15 protein-coding genes are annotated in these 14,808 nt (G+C 63.7%); 1 reads left to right on the top strand and 14 read right to left on the bottom strand.

Annotation, left to right across the window (positions count from 1 at the left end):
- Nucleotides 1–132: 132 nt before the first annotated feature.
- The 7 genes from der to ABIC09_RS18340 form a co-directional block, all read right to left on the bottom strand.
- Complete coding sequence (gene der / locus ABIC09_RS18370; protein ID WP_354085222.1) at nt 133–1,515, bottom strand: ribosome biogenesis GTPase Der; 1,383 nt, start codon at nt 1,513–1,515, stop codon at nt 133–135.
- 50 nt (nt 1,516–1,565) lie between these two features.
- Nucleotides 1,566–2,108, bottom strand: a complete 543-nt coding sequence (locus ABIC09_RS18365; RefSeq protein ID WP_354110125.1) for a hypothetical protein — start codon at nt 2,106–2,108, stop codon at nt 1,566–1,568.
- Between the two features lie 30 nt (nt 2,109–2,138).
- Complete coding sequence (locus ABIC09_RS18360) at nt 2,139–2,792, bottom strand: tetratricopeptide repeat protein (protein ID WP_354110124.1); 654 nt, start codon at nt 2,790–2,792, stop codon at nt 2,139–2,141.
- A 173-nt stretch (nt 2,793–2,965) separates the two neighbouring features.
- Nucleotides 2,966–4,561, bottom strand: a complete 1,596-nt coding sequence (locus ABIC09_RS18355) for a class I adenylate-forming enzyme family protein (RefSeq protein ID WP_354110123.1) — start codon at nt 4,559–4,561, stop codon at nt 2,966–2,968.
- A 73-nt stretch (nt 4,562–4,634) separates the two neighbouring features.
- The gene (locus ABIC09_RS18350; RefSeq protein WP_354110122.1) at nt 4,635–5,219 is read right to left on the bottom strand and encodes an NnrU family protein; all 585 of its coding nucleotides are present in this window, start codon (nt 5,217–5,219) and stop codon (nt 4,635–4,637) included.
- A 69-nt stretch (nt 5,220–5,288) separates the two neighbouring features.
- The gene (locus ABIC09_RS18345; RefSeq protein ID WP_354110121.1) at nt 5,289–5,867 is read right to left on the bottom strand and encodes a UCP034077 family protein; all 579 of its coding nucleotides are present in this window, start codon (nt 5,865–5,867) and stop codon (nt 5,289–5,291) included.
- Between the two features lie 116 nt (nt 5,868–5,983).
- Nucleotides 5,984–7,603, bottom strand: coding sequence for a peptide chain release factor 3 (locus ABIC09_RS18340; protein ID WP_354110120.1), 1,620 nt, complete (start codon nt 7,601–7,603; stop codon nt 5,984–5,986).
- Between the two features lie 175 nt (nt 7,604–7,778).
- Here ABIC09_RS18340 and sugE point away from each other — a divergent pair, with 175 nt between their 5' ends.
- Nucleotides 7,779–8,093: a quaternary ammonium compound efflux SMR transporter SugE gene (gene sugE / locus ABIC09_RS18335; RefSeq protein ID WP_148754251.1), complete on the top strand. Its 315-nt coding sequence runs from the start codon at nt 7,779–7,781 to the stop codon at nt 8,091–8,093.
- Here the strand turns inward: sugE and ABIC09_RS18330 are convergent.
- From ABIC09_RS18330 to ABIC09_RS18300, 7 genes are all read right to left on the bottom strand, one after another.
- The gene (locus tag ABIC09_RS18330; protein ID WP_148754250.1) at nt 8,086–9,090 is read right to left on the bottom strand and encodes an inorganic phosphate transporter; all 1,005 of its coding nucleotides are present in this window, start codon (nt 9,088–9,090) and stop codon (nt 8,086–8,088) included. The genes sugE and ABIC09_RS18330 overlap by 8 nt on opposite strands.
- Before the next feature lie 14 nt (nt 9,091–9,104).
- The gene (locus ABIC09_RS18325; protein WP_148754249.1) at nt 9,105–9,749 is read right to left on the bottom strand and encodes a DUF47 domain-containing protein; all 645 of its coding nucleotides are present in this window, start codon (nt 9,747–9,749) and stop codon (nt 9,105–9,107) included.
- Between the two features lie 156 nt (nt 9,750–9,905).
- A complete protein-coding gene (locus ABIC09_RS18320; protein WP_148754248.1) occupies nt 9,906–10,874 on the bottom strand; it encodes a branched-chain amino acid ABC transporter permease in 969 nt (322 codons plus the stop codon).
- Nucleotide 10,875: 1 nt separating this feature from the next.
- Nucleotides 10,876–11,739: a branched-chain amino acid ABC transporter permease gene (locus ABIC09_RS18315; RefSeq protein WP_354085229.1), complete on the bottom strand. Its 864-nt coding sequence runs from the start codon at nt 11,737–11,739 to the stop codon at nt 10,876–10,878.
- Between the two features lie 71 nt (nt 11,740–11,810).
- Nucleotides 11,811–13,031 carry an ABC transporter substrate-binding protein gene (locus ABIC09_RS18310; RefSeq protein WP_354110119.1) on the bottom strand — a complete coding sequence of 407 codons (1,221 nt, stop codon included), beginning with the start codon at nt 13,029–13,031 and terminating at the stop codon, nt 11,811–11,813.
- Nucleotides 13,032–13,080: 49 nt separating this feature from the next.
- Nucleotides 13,081–13,827: an ABC transporter ATP-binding protein gene (locus tag ABIC09_RS18305; protein WP_354110118.1), complete on the bottom strand. Its 747-nt coding sequence runs from the start codon at nt 13,825–13,827 to the stop codon at nt 13,081–13,083.
- Complete coding sequence (locus ABIC09_RS18300; protein WP_354110117.1) at nt 13,820–14,575, bottom strand: ABC transporter ATP-binding protein; 756 nt, start codon at nt 14,573–14,575, stop codon at nt 13,820–13,822. The genes ABIC09_RS18305 and ABIC09_RS18300 overlap by 8 nt, the downstream gene beginning before the upstream one ends.
- Nucleotides 14,576–14,808: the final 233 nt, after the last annotated feature.

Genomic DNA, 14,808 nt, shown 5'->3' with positions numbered 1-14,808 from the left:
GCATCTGATGCTATCGTAGGGTGGGCAAAGGCGCAAAGCGCCGTGCCCACCATCTCTCCGAGACTGCAAGACGCGGTGGGCACGCTTCGCTTTGCCTACCCTACGAAACCTGTTTTGTCACCAGCGTCGCGCTCACGAGGGCCGCTTGCGCTTGTGGGCGAAGGGGTTGGCCTTTTCGCGCAAGGTGATGCGCACCGGCGTGCCCGGCAGCTCGAAAGCCTCGCGCATCGAGTTGATGAGGTAGCGCAGATAAGACTGCGGAACTGCGTCCGCACGCGAGCAGAACAAGACGAAGCTCGGCGGGCGCGCCTTGGTCTGGGTGATGTAGTTCAGCTTCAGCCGGCGGCCGGACACGGCCGGCGGCGGATTGGCCTGAACCGCCTCCTCGAACCAACGGTTCAATGCCGACGTCGAGACGCGCCTGTTCCAGAGCGCATAGGCGTCCTGGATCGCCTGCATCAGGCGATCGATGCCCTCGCCCATCAGGCCGGAGACGGCGACGATCGGCACGCCCTTGATCTGCGGCAGCCAATGGTCGGCGTCGCGGCGCAACGTCGAGATCGCGCCGCCGCCCTTGGTCTCCATCAAGTCCCATTTGTTGACGGCGAGGACGACCGCGCGTCCCTCGCGCTCGATCAGATCGGCGATGCGCAGATCCTGCTCTTCGAAGCGATTCTGCGAATCCATCATCATCACGACGACTTCGGCAAAGCGCACCGCGCGCAACGCATCAGCAACCGAGAGCTTTTCCAGCTTCTCCTCGATGCGCGAACGCCGGCGCAGGCCGGCGGTGTCGAACACGCGGAATTCGCGGCCTTTCCAGTTGAGCTCGACCGCGATCGAATCGCGCGTGGTGCCGGCCTCCGGGCTCGTCAGCAGGCGTTCCTCGCCGAGCAGATGGTTGATCATGGTCGACTTGCCGGCATTGGGCCGGCCGACGATGGCAACCCGGATCGGGCGCGTCGCGGCCTCTTCCTCGGTGAGCGGCTCGTCGTCCTCGGCCTCATCCTCGTCGACGGGCTCCGGCATCAGCTTGGCGAGCTCGTCGTAGAGCTCGCCCATACCCTCGCCGTGCTCGGCCGAGATCTGGATGGGATCACCGAGGCCGAGCGCAAAGGATTCCATTGCGCCGGCGTCACCGTGCTTGCCCTCGCTCTTGTTGGCGACCAGCAGCACCGGCTTGTTGGCCTTGCGGGCGAAATCGGCGAAGGCACGGTCGGTGGGTGTGAGGCCTATGCGGGCATCGATCACGAAGAACAGCGCATCGGCCAGCGCGATCGCGGTCTCGGTCTGCTCCTGCATGCGCGCCGTCAGCGAGCCCTTGGCGCCCTCATCGAGGCCGGCGGTGTCGATGATGGTGAATTCGAGATCGCCGAGCCTGGCCTCGCCTTCGCGGCGGTCGCGGGTGACGCCGGGCAAATCATCGACAAGCGCGAGCTTCTGTCCAACCAGGCGGTTGAAAAGCGTCGACTTGCCGACATTGGGTCGGCCGATAATGGCAATCGTAAAGGACATCAGTCATTCGTGCGCCGTGGAGGTAGCGCCTGTCAATTCGGTGAAAAATATCAGCGGGAGAAACTGCCGCTGGGCATCGGCGCCGGGAACGCCCCCTGCTGTGCCGATTGTGCCGGCTGCTGTGCGGGTTGCTGGTCCGGCGGCGGCGCGGTGGTGCGCTTGCGGACGATCTTCTGCTTGGGCGGCGGCGCGGCAGGCGCCGGCGCCGCCTCGGGCTGGACCTCGCCATCGACCTCGCCGGCCGGCGCTTCGGCCGGTGCGGCTGCGGTCGCGGCCGGCTGCCTGGTCTTCTTGCCCTTGGCGGATTTCGACGGTTTCGCGGGCTCGGCGGGCGGCGGCTCGGCCGGCAGTGCCGCGACGGCAGGCGCGTTGGGATCCTGCTGTTGCTGCGCGCCCTTGTACATGTCCTTCGGTACGCCCTGCTCGAGACCCGGAACGCCCTCGGGGAATACCGGCTTGCGGTCGCCCGGCAGCTTCTTCTTGGTATCGAGGAAGTCGAGCAGATCGCTCGGATCGAAGCTGGAGCAACCGCCCAGAACACCTGTGAAGGCGATCAGGACGGCGGCTGCGATCAAGCGGGGCATGCTGCGCATATTACTATCTCGTCTCAGCTCTCGGGGCCGTCAGCTCTTGGCGACGGGCGGCAGCAAGGCCTGGAGCGCCTCGGCGCGCGAACGCAGGCCCGGCGGCGTTTCGCCGTCCTCGGCGATCGCATCGAGCCATTTGCGGGCCGCGGTCATGTCGTTGTTGCGCCAGGCCGACAGCGCCAGCATCTCGCGAGCGCTGTGGCGGAAGGTCGATTTAGGCTCGGCAGAGGTCTCCAGCCGCTGCTGGATGTCGGCGTAGCTCGCGCTGTCCACCAGCAGGCCGGCGGCGCGGACCTTTGCAAGATCCCGCCACTCGCTGCCGACACCGGAGTCGGCAGCGATGTCGTCGTACATCTTGGCCGCAGCCTTGGGATCGCGGGCCGATGCCTCGGCTGCAGCGCGAAGCCGCGCCAGGGTGCGGTAGCCGGACGGTGCCTTGGCGGCGAGATCGGCAAAGGCCGTCTCGGCTTCCGCGTGCTTGCCCTGCTCCGACAGCTCAACGGCCTTCTCGAAGATCGCGCCGGCCTCGGCGGCCTTCTTGGCCTCCAGATACTGATAGCCGCGCCAGCCGCCCACGGCCGCCACCACCAGCACCATGAGGGCGATGAAGTAGAGCGAATATTTGTCCCACAGCCTTTTAAGCTGCTCGCGACGTACTTCCTCGTCGACTTCGTCAAATAATTCAGACACTTATGCCAATCCCATGCCCGGCCGGGAGCGCGCGCCAGATCGTGCGCGTCCAAAGCCCGTCCCCACGTCGCGGCGGCGATACCCTATCGATATGGCGGTGGCAAGGCAAAGCAAGGCCGATCAAGGCGTTAACGCGCGATCCGGGATATCCCGGTGCCCCTACCCCAGCCCGATCAGGCCCCGACCAGCAGCTCCCGCAGCTGGCGCTTCACCACCTTGCCATTGGCGTTGCGCGGCAGGGGCTCCCCCGTGACTGTCATGGTCTCCGGCACCTTGTAATCGGACAGCCGCTCGGCGCACCAGGCCCGTAGGTCGTCGCTGCCGACCTGGATACGTGTGACCACGACCGCATGGACGCGCTCGCCCAGCACCGGGCATGGCTTTGCAATGATCGCGCTCTCGACCACGGCGGGGTGGCCGGCCAGCACGGATTCGACCTCGGCCGAATAGATCTTCAGGCCGCCGCGGTTGATCATGTCCTTCTGGCGGTCGAACACACGGACGAATCCTTCGGCATCGACCGAGCCGAGGTCGCCCGAATGCCAGAAGCCGCCGGAGAAGCTCTCGGCCGTGGCCTTCGGGTTGTTCCAGTAACCCTTGATGACGGAGGAGCCCTGGATCCAGAGCTCGCCGATCTCGCCGGGCGGCAGCTCGCGCCCGTCCGTCCCCATCACGATGATGCGCGCGCCCGGACACGACAGGCCGACGCTGTCGATATGGCTCGCCGTCAGCTCGCCCGGCATGATGGTGGACGGCGACGTCGTCTCGGTCGAGCCATAGCAATTTGCAAGCTTCAGGCCCGGAATTGTCGCCTTGAGCTTCTCGATGGTCGCGACCGGCATCGGGGCGCCGCCAAAACCGCCGACGCGCCAGCTCGAGAGATCGTAGCTGCCGAAATCCGGCTGCAGCAGGCAGAGATTGTACATCGCCGGCACCATCACCGTGTAGGTGACACGCTCGCGCGCCGCGAGCTTGAGATAATCCGCCGCCTTGAACTCCGGCATGATGATCAGCGCGCCGCCGCAGCGGATCATGGTGGTGATGTTGGCGACGACGCCCGTGACGTGCCCGAGCGGCACGGCCGCGATCGAGCGGTCGGCTGCCGTCAATTGCAGGCAGGACACGAACACCATCGAGGAATGCACGATGTTGCAATGGGCGAGCATCGCGCCCTTCGGCTTGCCTGTCGTGCCCGAGGTGTAGAGGATCATCGCGGTATCCTCCTCGCTGACTTCGACCGGTGCCGCGGCCCGTGCGTTGTCGGCGAGCACCGCGAAGCGCGACAGAGCCGGATCGCCGTCGATGGCGACGCGATGGATCACATCGGGCACATCCTGCGCATCGGGCAGCCGCTCGGCGAGACCCGCTTCGTGGATCAGGATTTTGGCGCCGCAATCGGTCAGGACATAGGCGATCTCCGGCTTCTGCTGGCGCGTGCTGAGCAGCACGGTGACCAGCCCCTCATGCGCTGCGGCAAACAGCAACAGTGGGAATTCGATGCGGTTACCGAGCAGGATCGCAACGCGGTCGCCGCGCCGCAGGCCAAGCTTGCGAAAGCCCGATGCAATCCGCGCGGCCTGCTCCACCGCCTGCCGCCAACTGAGCCGGACATTGCCGCAGACCAGCGCTTCGCCATCGCCGTTGCGCGCGGAAGCCTCGGCAATCATCGCCCAGAGACTGGCCGGTCGATCGGTGAAGGCCGGGACCACCCGATCGCCAAAACGCGCCTCGAACCGCATCGGCGGAATCTGAGATTGCGACCAGTCCATCGGAGGGCCCTCGGCTTGTTGCTTTTGTCACCTTCCGCGCATGGGCACGCGGATCCTGTCTTGCGCTGATCGGCTAGCCGCCCATGACGGGAACACCGATCACGACAGGATGGAACGCAAACGCGAGCGCCAGATAGGCAACGACGCCGACTGCTATCGCAATCAGGTCGTTGGTGACGCCCCCTAACGGAATCGGCGGGCCGCCGCTATCGGTGCGATGCTTGAATGAAATGCGGTCATAGACCCCCCAACCCAAAAACGAGCCGAACAGGATGATGGAGCCGAGATCGCCATTGGCGAGCAAATGCGCCGCCGCCCACAGCTTGATGCCGGCGAGCATCGGATGCTTCAGCGTCGCATAGATGCGCCCGCGCAAATATGACGCGACCACCAGGATGACGGCAGGCAGCATCAGCGCGACCGTGATGTGCTTCATCGCCTTCGGCGGGTACCAGACATCGATCCAGCCGGTCGCGCGATAATGGCCAAAGCCCCAGACGATCAGCGCCAGTCCCGCGAGCGAGACGACCGAATAGAGGATCTTGTAGGTCCCCTCGCCCAGCCGTTCGATCGCCTGCGCGCGCGCGTCTCGTTTCGTTGTGAAAATATGGGCGGCAAAAAACAGCACCAGCCCCAGGATCATGATCAGCAGACCCACGACATCCTCCCCTCAACCAGCCCCAGGCCATGGCGTATCATCGATTGGCCGCGGGTCGCAACTGATGCGCTACTTGCCGGCCCCGCGGTTATCGACGTACCGGATCGCGATCGGACGCCCGGCCAGGGCACCGCCGAGACCGCTGGTGAATTTCAGCGGCAGGCAGGCGTTCAGCGACGAACTGATCGCATTGAGATAGGTCGTCCTTGTATCAGCCGGGACGCCTGCGGTCGCGTATGTCAGGCGCGGCGGGCCGATCAGGCCGCCGGCCTTGTTGAAGCTGAAGCGCACCGACATCTGCATCCCCATCCGCGCATTGTCCGACGGCGGCGACCAGCAGGTACGCAGCTCAGCGAAGAGGTCGCCGATCGTATCGAGATCGTGATCCGGCTTCTGGTATTTGGCGCGGTCGGCGTCTGACGGGACGCTCTCGATCGTGAGCTGGAGGTTCTCGCCGTAGGGATAATCGATCTCGGGAATGCAGGGCCCGTGATCGAGTACGCTGCAATAAGACGGCGTGCAGGGCCGATTGTCGAGCACGCTGCACGGCGAATGCGAGAACGGGATCGGATTGATCTGCCGACGCCGCGCGTCGGCGGCGACAGTCGATATCGCCAGCAGAATAAGAACGAGGATAGCGCGCCACATGCCTTGAGCTCGCGAAATCACGTAATGAGAAGTCACGTGATGAAACGTGGCACCGCCTGTGAAGGCGTCAAGCCCACGGGCGTTCACATGGTCGCGCTTAAGTGGCGGGGCTTCGCTTACCCCTTCTTCTTGACGTCCTTGACGTTCGTGAACTCGATGCCCTCGGCGCGTTCCCTGGTGTAGCCGAGATAGAACTCGTTCCGGGCGAGGTACACGGGATCGCCGTCGACATCGTCGGCGATGCTGGAGGTGTTGGCCGCGAGGAACGTGTCGAGCTTCTTGCGGTCCTCCGAGGAGACCCAGCGCGCGAGCTGGAACTCGCTCACCTCGAACTCGACCGGCAGCGAATATTCCGCCTCGAGCCGCGCCTTGAGCACGTCGAGCTGCAGCGCGCCCACCACGCCGACCAGCGCTGGTGCGCCGTCGCGCGGACGGAACACCTGCACAACGCCCTCTTCCGACATCTGCTGAAGCGCTTCCTTCAGCTTCTTCGCCTTCATCGCGTCGGTGAGACGGACCCGGCGGACGATTTCAGGCGCGAAGCTCGGCACACCAACGAAATTGAAATCCTCGCCCTCGGTCAGGGTATCGCCGATGCGCAGCGTGCCGTGATTGGGAATGCCGACGACGTCGCCGGCAAAAGCCTCGTCCGCGACCGAACGGTCCTGGGCAAAGAAGAATTGCGGGCTCGACAGCGGCATGCTCTTGCCAGTGCGCACCAGCTTCGCCTTCATGCCGCGGCTGAGCTTGCCGGAGCAGAGCCGCGCAAAGGCGATGCGGTCCCGATGGTTCGGATCCATGTTCGCCTGGATCTTGAACACGAAGGCGCTCATGCGCGGATCGGTCGCCTCGACCTTGCGCTGGTCGCTGTCCTGCGCGCGCGGTTCGGGAGCGAACTTGCCGAGGCCTTCCAGCAAGTCACCGACGCCGAAATTGCGCAGCGCGCTGCCGAAATAGACCGGCGTCAGATGGCCCTCGCGGAACGCGTCGAGCTCGAATGGCTTTGAGGCCTCAGTGACAAGCTCGAGCTCATCCTTCACCGCCGAGATGTCGAGATTGGCATTGAGCTTGGCGAGTTCCGCGATCTCGATCTGCTGCGCGGCGCCGGTCTTGGCGCCTCCACCTTCGAGCAGGCGCACGCCGCCATTAGCGACGTCATAGGTGCCGAGAAAGTCGCGGCCGCGGCCGACCGGCCAGGTCATCGGCGTCGTGTCGAGCGCCAGTGTCTTCTCGATCTCGTCGAGCAGCTCGAAAACATCGCGGCTCTCGCGATCCATTTTATTGATGAAGGTAATGATCGGGATATCTCGAAGACGACACACCTCGAACAGCTTTCGCGTCCGCGCCTCGATGCCCTTGGCGGCATCGATCACCATGACAGCAGAGTCGACGGCAGTCAGCGTGCGGTAGGTGTCTTCCGAAAAGTCTTCGTGGCCCGGCGTGTCCAGAAGATTGAAGACGAGGCCCTCGAACTCGAAGGTCATGACCGAGGTCACGACCGAGATGCCGCGCTCGCGCTCGATCTTCATCCAGTCCGAGCGGGTGTTGCGCCGTTCGCCCTTGGCCTTGACCTGGCCGGCCAGATTGATGGCGCCGCCGAACAGCAGCAGCTTTTCGGTCAGCGTGGTCTTGCCGGCGTCCGGGTGCGAAATGATCGCAAAAGTGCGCCGCCGCGACACTTCTGCGGCAAGCGGCGAACGGGCCGGCGATTCGGCTGTGGTGGCGATGTCGGACATAGCGGGAGCGTTTGGCAGGGAAAATGGGCCTGAGCAAGCCTCATTTGGTGATTGCGGAGCCCTTTGGCCAGCCCCATATCGGCTTCGATCAGACAGATCTTTGCGGGAGGACGACCTTCCTGCTCATCAGCCTATCAGCCTGCGGGGACGACCCTGCCATGAATGGAGGGTCGTCATGGCCTGGAGCATCCTGTTCGTCGCCGGTCTTCTCGAGATCACCTGGGCGATTGGCCTGAAATATACCGAAGGTTTCAGCAGGGCGGTTCCTTCCGTCATCACGCTCGCGGCGATGGCGGGCAGCGTGATCCTGCTCGGGCTCGCGCTCAAGTCACTGCCCGTCGGAACCGCCTATGCGGTATGGACCGGCATCGGGGCGGTCGGCACCGCGACGCTGGGCATCATCCTGTTCGGCGAACCCGCGACCGCGCTTCGCCTCGCCAGCATCGGGCTGATCGTCGCCGGCATTGTCGGGCTGAAGCTCGTTACTTGAAGATCTGGACCGCCCACCAGCTCAGTGCCGCGACGATGGCCGAGGCCGGGATCGTGATCACCCAGGCATAGACGATCGAGCTCGCCACGTTCCAGCGCACCGCCGAGACGCGGCGGGCCGCGCCGACGCCGACGATGGCGCCGGTGATGGTGTGGGTGGTCGAGACGGGGACGCCGAGGAAGGTGGCCATGAACAGGGTCGCCGCCCCGCCGGTCTCGGCGCAGAAACCCTGCATCGGCGTCAGCTTGGTAATGCGCAAGCCCATGGTGCGGACGATCCGCCAGCCGCCCATCAGCGTGCCCAGCGCCATCGCCGCCTGGCACGACAGCACCACCCAGAACGGCACGGTGAATTCGCCGCCGAGATGGCCCTGCGAATAGAGCAGCACGGCGATGATGCCCATCGTCTTCTGCGCATCATTGCCGCCATGGCCAAGCGAATAGAGCGAGGCGGAGGCGAATTGCAGGATACGGAAGGCGCGGTCGACCGCGAACGGCGTCGAACGCACCGAGAGCCAGGACACGATGGCGACCAGCATCATCGCAAGCAGGAAGCCGACCAGCGGCGACAGCACGATCGCCAGTACGGCCTTGGTCAGCCCACTCCAGACCGCCGCCGATAGTCCGGCCTTGGCCATGCCGCCGCCGACGAGGCCGCCGATCAGCGCATGCGAGGAGGAAGACGGGATGCCTAACGCCCAGGTCACGAGATTCCAGACGATGGCGCCGACAAGCGCTGCGAAGATCACCTGGGCATCGACAATCGCGGGATCGATGATGCCGGTGCCGATGGTCTGGGCGACGTGAAGGCCGAACACCATGAAGGCGACGAAATTGAAGAACGCGGCCCAGATCACCGCGAATTGCGGCCTCAGCACGCGGGTCGAGACGATGGTCGCGATCGAATTGGCGGCGTCGTGCAGGCCGTTCAGGAAGTCGAACAGCAGCGCGACGGCGATCAATCCGACCAGGACGGGAAGACCCAACGCAGCATCCACGGCGCGGCCCTGCCCTAAACTTGCTCGATGACGATGCTGTTGATCTCGTTCGCGACGTCGTCGAAGCGATCGGCCACCTTCTCGAGATGGTCGTAGATTTCGACGCCGACGATGAAGTCCATCGCGCTGCCGTTGCGGTGCTTGAGGAACAGCTCCTTCAGGCCGATGTCGTGGAGATCATCGACGCGGCCTTCTAGCTTGCCCAATTCCTCCGTGATCGCGGTCAGCATTGCGACGTTGGGCCCGATTGACTGCATCAGCGGCAGCGCGCGTCCCACCAGATTGGCGCACTCGATCAGGAGCGCGCCGATCTCGCGCATTGGCGGCTCGAAGGTGCGGACCTCGAACAGCATCACCGCCTTGGCGGTCTGCTGCATCTGGTCGATGGCATCGTCCATCGAGGTAATGAGGTTCTTGATGTCGCCGCGGTCGAACGGCGTGATGAAGGTGCGGCGCACCGCCGTCAGCACCTCACGGGTGATGTTGTCGGCATCGTTCTCGAACTGATTGACCCGCTGACAGTAGACCGGCGTCTCCTCCCCCCCGTTCAGCATGCCCTGCAACGCGACGGAGCCCTGGATCACGGTCTGGGCGTGGCGGTCGAACAGGTCGAAGAACCGTTCTTCCTTGGGCAGGAAAGCGCGAAACCAACGCATCATGGGAATAGTCTACCGGTTGGACATGGCCCGGCCCGAACGGACCGTCGTAAAACCGTCATAGACCATTTTCGCTTCGCGCGCGTGTCATCTCGCGCCCGCGGAGCCGGATCATCCACCGGATTCGCGCACCAATGAAACTGGTGCGATATCAATTATTTAGAGCGACCGCCGAAAGTAGTGCGCAACTTCACCAACGACGCCACGGCGGAAGGTGAGCACGCAGATCACGAAGATCGAGCCCTGGATCACCGTCACCCATTGGCCGAAACCGGCCAGATATTGCTGCATGGCGATGATCGCGAAGGCGCCGACCACGGGACCGAAAACGGTGCCGAGACCGCCGACCAGCGTCATCAGCACGACTTCGCCCGACATCGACCAGTGCACATCGGTGAGCGAGGCGTTCTGCGCCACGAACACTTTCAGCGCGCCGGCAAAGCCCGCCAGCGTTCCCGACAGGACAAACGCCAGGAACTTGTACTGGTCAGTCCGGTAGCCGAGCGAGATGGCGCGCGGCTCGTTCTCGCGGATCGACTTCAGGACCTCGCCGAACGGCGAGTTGATGATGCGATAGATCAGCAGGAAGCCCGCGAGGAAGCCGACCAGCACGACGTAATAGAGCACCGTCGGCTTCGACAGGTCGAGCACGCCGAACATGTGCCCCTGCGGAATGCCCTGGATGCCGTCCTCACCGTGGGTGAACGGCGCCTGGAGGTAGATGAAGTACAGCAGCTGCGACAGCGCCAGCGTGATCATCGAGAAATAGATGCCCTGGCGGCGGATCGAGATGTAGCCGGTGATGAGCGACAACCCGAACGCCGCAGCGATGCCGACGAGAATGCCGAGCTCAGGCGGCAGCGCCCACACCTTCAGCGCGTGCGCGCTGCAATAGCCGGCCGTGCCCATGAACATCGCATGGCCGAACGACAGCAGCCCGCCATAGCCGATCAGAAGGTTGAAGGCGCAGGCGAGCAGAGCGAAGCACAACGCCTGCATCACGAAGAACGGATAGATGCCGCTGAACGGCACCGAGGCCAGCAGCAGCGCCATCACCGCGAATACGATCATCTCGTCACGCATCGCGCGGGGGCTCATCGGCAGCGTGTCGTCCGTCAAGGCTGTCATATCAGGCTGCCCTTCCCGTCAATCCGGTTGGTTTCACCAAGAGCACCAGCACCATCAGCACGAACACGACGGTGTTGGAGGCCTCGGGGTAGAAATATTTGGTCAGGCCCTCGATCACGCCGAGCGCGAAGCCGGTGATGATGGAGCCCATGATCGATCCCATGCCGCCGATCACCACCACCGCGAAAACCACGATGATGAGGTCGGCGCCCATCAGCGGCCGGACCTGGTTGATCGGCGCCGAGAGCACGCCGGCGAGCGCCGCCAGACCGACGCCGAGACCGTAGGTCAACGTGATCATGCGGGGCACGTTGATGCCGAAGGCACGCACCAGCGTCGGATTTTCAGTGGCGGCGCGCAAGTTGGCCCCAAGCCGCGTCTTCTCGATCAGGAACCAGGTCGCAAGGCACACCACCAGCGAGAAGATGACGACCCAGCCGCGATAGATCGGCAGGAACATGAAGCCGAGATTCATGCCGCCCTTGAGCTGGTCCGGAATAGAGTAAGGCAGGCCTGATGAACCGAAATAGTTCTGGAACACGCCCTGGACGATCAGCGCGATGCCGAAGGTCAGCAGCAGACCGTAGAGATGGTCGAGCCCGGTCAGGAATTTCAGCATGGTCCGTTCCAGGATCATGCCGAAGATGCCGACGATGATCGGCGCAAGCAGCAGCGCCCACCAGTAATTGATGCCACCGAGGTTCAGCAGGAAATAGGCGACGAAGGCGCCCATCATGTAGAGTGCGCCATGGGCGAAATTGATGATGTTGAGCATGCCGAAAATGACGGCGAGCCCGAGACTGAGCAGCGCATAGAATGAGCCGTTGATCAGTCCCACCAGTAGCTGTGCGTAGAGAGCCTGCATCGATCCAGCACCCAGTCCCTTCGGCGTTCCCAAAGTAGCGCCCGCCGGCTCGTCGCCGGCGGGCTTCGGTCTTATTTCTTAAGCAGCGCGCACTTGCTCTCGGAGAGCGGCGTGAAGGCCTGATCGCCCGGCACGGTGCCGACGAGCTTGTAGAAGTCCCACGGTCCCTTGGACTCGGAGGGTTTCTTCACCTCGAACAGATAGGCGTTGTGGATGGTGCGGCCGTTGGGCTGGATCTCGCCCTTGCCGAACAGTTCGTCTTCCGTCGGTATCGACTTCATCTTCTCGACGACCTTGACGCCGTCATGAGGATTGCCGCCGAGCGCGTCCAGCGCCTTGAGATAGTGGCGCACGCCCGCATAGACACCCGCCTGCACCATGGTCGGCATCGCGCCGCTCTTCATCTTCTCCGAGAACCGCTTGGAGAAAGCCCGGGTCTGATCGTTCATGTCCCAGTAGAAGGTCTCGGTGAAGTTCAGGCCCTGCGCGGTTTCCAGACCGATCGCCTTGACGTCGGTTAGGAACAAGAGCAGCGCCGCGAGCTTCTGGCCGCCCTTGACGATGCCGAACTCGGCGGCCTGCTTGATCGTGTTGGTGGTGTCGCCGCCGGCATTGGCAAGGCCGATGATCTTGGCCTTGGAGGCTTGCGCCTGGAGCAGGAAGGACGAGAAGTCCGGAGTGTTGAGCGGATGCTTGACGCCGCCGACGACCTTGCCGCCGTTGGCGGTGATAACGGCGGTGGTATCGCGCTCGAGCGCCGCACCGAAGGCGTAGTCCGCGGTCAGGAAGAACCAGGTGTCACCACCGGCCTTCACCAGCGCCTGGCCCGTGGTGTGGGCCAGCATGTAGGTGTCGTAGGTCCAGTGCACGGTGTTGGGCGAGCACTGCGCGTTGGTGAGGTCGGAGGTCGCCGCACCCGAGTTGATGTAGACGCCGTTCTTTTCCTTCACGACGTTGTTGACCGCGAGCGCTACGCCGGAATTCGGCACGTCGACGATGATGTCGACCTTGTCGACGTCGAACCACTGCCGCGCGATCGCGGTGCCGATATCTGGCTTGTTCTGGTGATCGCCGGAGATGATGTCGATCTTCCAGCCCTTCGCAGCGAGGCCTGAGTCTTCCACCGCCATCTGCGCGGCAAGCGTCGAGCCGGGCCCACCGAGGTCGGCATAGAGACCGGACTGATCGGACAGCGCACCGATCTTGACCGTCTTGTCCTGCGCGAAGGCTGCGCCGGCAGCGGTCACGGCCAACGCCGTGCCAAGCAACAACGATGCAATCGACTTTTTCATGCTACTTCCCTCGTGAATCTTCTCGTGACCGTCCGACCCTTTGGCCGTACTAGACGCCGAGATAGGTGTGGAGCTTGTCCATGTTGGCGGCAAGCTCCGCATTGGAAAATCCGTCAATGATCTTGCCGTGCTCGACGACGTAATAGCGGTCGGCGACGGTCGATCCGAACCGGAAGTTCTGCTCGACCAGAAGGATCGTGAAACCTTCCTTCTTCAGCCGCGCAATGGTGTGACCGATCTGCTGAATGATGACAGGCGCAAGACCTTCGGTCGGCTCGTCCAGCATCAGGAACCTGGCGCCGGTGCGCAGGATGCGCGCGATCGCAAGCATCTGCTGCTCGCCGCCGGACAGCTTGGTGCCCTGGCTGTTGAGCCGCTCCTTCAGGTTCGGAAACAGATCGAATATCTGTTCGAGCGGCAGTCCGCCCGGGCGCACCACCGGCGGCAGCAACAAATTCTCGCGCACGTCGAGACTGGAGAAAATCCCCCGCTCCTCCGGGCAGAACGCGATGCCCATGCGCGCGATCTTGTCGGAGGTCGCGCGGATGATGTCCTGGTTGTTGAATTTGATCGAGCCGGCACGCTTGCCGATGATGCCCATGATCGACTTCAGCGTGGTCGTCTTGCCGGCGCCGTTGCGCCCGAGCAGCGTGACGACCTCGCCCGCGTTCACGTCGAAGTCGATCCCGTGCAGGATGTGGGACTCGCCGTACCAGGCTTCGAGGTTGCGGACCTGGAGGATGGTGCCGCCGGTTGCGGCCTTCGCCGGAGCGTCGGCCATTGCAGTCTCAGGCATGACCGGCTCCCAGATAGGCTTCCTTGACGCGCTCGTCCTTGGTCAGATCGGCGTAATTGCCCTGCGCGAGCACCTGCCCGCGCGTCAGCACGGTGATGATGTCAGAGAGATTGGCCACGACGCTCAAATTGTGCTCGACCATCAGGATGGTGTATTTCGCCGAGATGCGCTTGATCAGCGCTGCGATCTTATCGATGTCCTCGTGGCCCATGCCGGCCATCGGCTCGTCCAGCAACATCATCTCCGGATCGAGCGCCAGCGTGGTCGCGATCTCGAGCGCGCGCTTGCGCCCGTAAGGCATTTCGACCGCCGGCGTATTGGCAAACTCGCTGAGGCCGACATCGTTCAACAATTCGAGCGCGCGGTTGTTGAAACGGTTGAGCGCCGATTTCGAACGCCAGAAATCAAAGGAGCTGCCGTGCTGACGCTGGAGCGCAACACGGACGTTTTCCAGAGCGGTCATGTGCGGAAACACCGCCGAGATCTGGAAAGAACGTACCAGCCCCATGCGCGCCACGTCGGCGGGCGGCATGGCGGTGATGTCCTGTCCCTTGTACAGGATTTTTCCGGCAGACGGTTTGAGGAACTTGGTCAGAAGATTGAAGCACGTCGTCTTGCCGGCCCCGTTCGGGCCGATCAACGCGTGAATACTCCCACGGCGAACCCTAAGCGCAACGTCGCGGACGGCAAAGAAGCCCGCGAACTCCTTGGTCAAGCCTTCCGTTTCGAGAATGAACTCATCGGCCAAACAGATTTCCCCCTGCCCGCGCAATGCGCGTGGCTGTCCTTGTTGCTTCGGCTTTCCGGAGGCCTTGGAGCCTTCCCGGAACGCTGCCTCCGGGCGCGGAATATGCCGGAGGTGACGGGGGTTAGGCAAGGCGGAAAGCTGAGCAGGTCAGACCTCCGGCCGGGAGGCTTATGCTCCCTTAGTTGGAGGTTTGTGATGTCGCGCCCGCCGGCCTTCCGGTTCGCAAGGCACCG

The sequence above is a fragment of the Bradyrhizobium sp. S3.12.5 genome, assembly GCF_040548225.1.
Taxonomy (GTDB): domain Bacteria; phylum Pseudomonadota; class Alphaproteobacteria; order Rhizobiales; family Xanthobacteraceae; genus Bradyrhizobium; species Bradyrhizobium cytisi.
The sequence above is the reverse complement of the archived record's forward strand: the minus strand, read 5'-3'. Positions and strand labels throughout refer to the sequence as shown.